The organism is Niveibacterium sp. 24ML (genome assembly GCF_026586805.1).
Classification (GTDB): Bacteria; Pseudomonadota; Gammaproteobacteria; order Burkholderiales; family Rhodocyclaceae; genus Niveibacterium.
Window position 1 is genome coordinate 1 of record NZ_JAPFHA010000056.1, and the last position, 3,054, is coordinate 3,054.

At 58.8% G+C, this 3,054-nt stretch carries 3 protein-coding genes; all 3 read left to right on the forward strand.

The window, feature by feature from the left end:
• The first annotated feature begins 177 nt into the window (after positions 1 to 177).
• The 3 genes from OPU71_RS21080 (at position 178) to OPU71_RS21090 (ending at position 2,897) form a co-directional block, all read left to right on the forward strand.
• On the forward strand, positions 178 to 486 hold the full coding sequence (locus tag OPU71_RS21080; RefSeq protein ID WP_267730071.1) for a hypothetical protein: 309 nt from the start codon (positions 178 to 180) through the stop codon (positions 484 to 486).
• Between the two features lie 497 nt (positions 487 to 983).
• Complete coding sequence (ltrA, locus tag OPU71_RS21085) at positions 984 to 2,327, forward strand: group II intron reverse transcriptase/maturase (protein ID WP_267730072.1); 1,344 nt, start codon at positions 984 to 986, stop codon at positions 2,325 to 2,327.
• Positions 2,328 to 2,423: 96 nt separating this feature from the next.
• A complete protein-coding gene (locus OPU71_RS21090; RefSeq protein WP_267730073.1) occupies positions 2,424 to 2,897 on the forward strand; it encodes a hypothetical protein in 474 nt (157 codons plus the stop codon).
• Positions 2,898 to 3,054 lie beyond the last annotated feature (157 nt).

A 3,054-nucleotide genomic window follows, 5' to 3' on the forward strand; every position in this document is an offset into this window, starting at 1 on the left:
CATCGTTGCTCTGCCTGGGGTGGGACGCTTATCCCTACGACAACTGCATCCCCGAATCGTTCACGGGGTTTTGCATCGCCCTGCTAACAAGTCCGTCAACGGGACGCCAAACTGCTGTGCAGTTTGGTTCCCTCCGCTGCGCTCCGGCGCCCGTTACGTCCAACGTTAGATTTTCCAATGGCCAAAGAACTTGATCTAGCGCTGGAAGCCTACTCGTTTACAAATGCATTCAGCCCGGCAAACTTCGCTGATATAGCTCGACAACTATCCGAGAAACACCCGGAGTCAGCCGAGAAGGACGTTCAGGAGGCAGCAGAGATTGCTGTCCGCTTGCATGAACTTGTTCAGAAGAACCCGCTGTACAACGAGCCCTTCAGTACCGCACGGGAGAAGGCCGAAGAGTATTTGAGAAGCAACCTTCCGGGCCTTTCCGAAGGGCTGTATTTCCACGCACAGAATCGCATCATGCAGATGTATCTCCACTAATGGAGCCAAATCTAACATGGCGCTCAACCTCGCTCACTTCGTTCGCTGGACTCGCCAATGCTGCGCATTGGCTCGCCGGTTAGCTCTACGTGTGCGCCGGGCATGGCGCGTTACTTCCTAGGTGCAAGTCCTAGGGCCAGGTTTTCGCAGAGCCGAAGGCAAGGAGAAGGGCAAGGGCGTCGTCGCGAGGCGGGGTCTAAAGGAAGCCCAATCCGAAACTGCGGGGCGATGAACAAAAACCGGATATGAGGCGTGATGCATCTGGGGCGAGTGGGCACGTGACCACAAAGCCCTCCATCTGCGGCTAGGGTGCATTTTGTAAATCCGGCGTCTATGCAGGGAAGGTAACGTGTCTTACCCCGGGAGATCTCCCCGGTGCCTCGCGCAAGCGAAACTGGGCGACTGGCAACGGTCGCTGAATACCGTGGAGAAGTCAGCAGAAGGCATAGTAGGCGGCGCCCCTGCCGAAGGCCTGAACGATGAAAGGTGAAGGGCCCATGATGAAGGGCAGCGGGATTGCATCTGATCATCTGCACATGCAGGCTGCGGTTCTACCGCAGGATGAACCCGAGGCCGGATCATCAGGACCCCCTGAACCGATTCACACCCAAGCGTTGCTGGCCCAAGTTTTGGAGCGGGCCAATCTGCAACGCGCATTAAAGCAAGTGCGCCAGAACAAGGGCGCGCCGGGCATCGACGGCATGACAGTCGATGCCCTCCCAGAGTACCTTCGGCACCACTGGCCGCAGATCCGCACCCAACTGATCGAAGGGCGCTACTGCCCCCGACCGGTCAGGCGTGTCGAGATTCCCAAGCCAGACGGCAAGACCCGCCCCTTGGGGATTCCGACGGTGTTGGACCGATTCATCCAGCAAGCCATTGCACAAGTCGTTTCTGCGCAATGGGAACCGCGTTTCCATGACCACAGCTACGGGTTTCGCCCACAACGCTCGGCCCATCAAGCCGTGCGTCATGTGCAAGCGATGATCCGAAGCGGCTACAACTGGGTCGTGGATGTGGATCTGCAAGCCTTCTTCGATCGGGTCAATCACGACCGATTGATGGCACGGCTCAAGCGCCACTGTCCGGACACCGGACTGCTGCGCCTGATCAACCGCTTCCTCAAATCCGGCGTGCAGATCGGAGCGAGGAGGGCGCCGACGACGATGGGCGTACCGCAAGGTGGCCCGTTATCCCCGGTACTCGCCAACGTGGTGCTCGATGAACTCGATTGGGAACTGGAACGGCGCGGCCTGCGCTTTGCCCGCTATGCCGACGACTGCAACATCTTGGTCCGCAGTCGGCGAGCCGGCGAGCGTGTGATGGCCCGCGTGACCCGCTACGTCAGCGACACACTGCGACTCACAGTGAATCCGTTGAAAAGCGCGGTGGATCGCCCCAAGAATCGCAAGTTCCTGGGCTTCACGGTCAGCCGCAACGGCGCCCGGCTCAAGGTGGCCGACAAAGCCATCGACAAGCTCAAGGCGCGCGTGCGCGAACTGACCCGCCGTACACGAGGCAACACAATTGCCGTGATCGTGGCAGAGCTAAGAGAAACCCTGCTTGGTTGGAAAGCGTACTTCGGCATCGCCGAGGTGCTGAGTCCTCTGCGCGAGATCGACAAGTGGGTACGGCGCAAGTTGCGCTGCTATCTCTGGAAACAATGGGGGCCATCGGGCTACAGGGAACTTCGACGACGCGGGGTCACAGTCCGCGAGGCGTGGAACACCAGCAAGACTGCTCATGGCCCGTGGCGTATTTCCAAGACGCCGGCGCTGACCCTCGCGCTACCATTGCGCTACTTTGAAACCTTGGGACTACCCAGCCTTGCGCCACGGTAGGAATTTCATTCATCGAACCGCCGGATACGTGACCCGTACGTCCGGTGGTGTGGGAGGGAGGGGCCGCGAGGTTCCTTCCTATCCCGATTAGAACTCATGGCTCTGCACTCCCAACTCGACGACCTAATCGGCGCAATGCTGCCCTTCGTGCAGGAGTTTCATGCGCGGTCACAACTCGCTCCCCATGCGGCGTCAATAAACGTCGCGGGGGAAATCAAAGGCTCGGCCCTCGTCACTCAGGACAACCAACAGATCTCTGTGGCCGAGGCGATCTCTCACTTTGAAACCAAGTTCCGCGAATCCGCCGCCTCGAACGAAATTGTTGCGTCCGCAATCTTCTTTCACGGCGTCGGCCTATCCGATCCGGCGCGGCCCGCGGAAAACATTGAAGACGCCTGCGTAATTGTCGCGCTCTTGGAGCACAAAGCCGGCGACTCAGTCTATCTCGTTGTCCCATACGAACGTGCCGGCGACGGTTTTGCCTATCAAATGGGTAAGCTCGTTTCGAAGCCCTGTGCCGTATTCTCGACCGAGAGCAAAACCACGAGGCCGTGGTGGCGCATCTGGTGAGTTCTAACTGTGCAGTCAACCGGACACCAAACTGCTGCGCAGTTTGGTTCCCTCCGCTACGCTCCGGTGCCGGTTACTTTCAACGTTAGGCCTACTTTTGTGGCGTTTATCAAGACTAAATGTACGAGCGAGATGCTTGCTGATTTGCCTGGCTCTG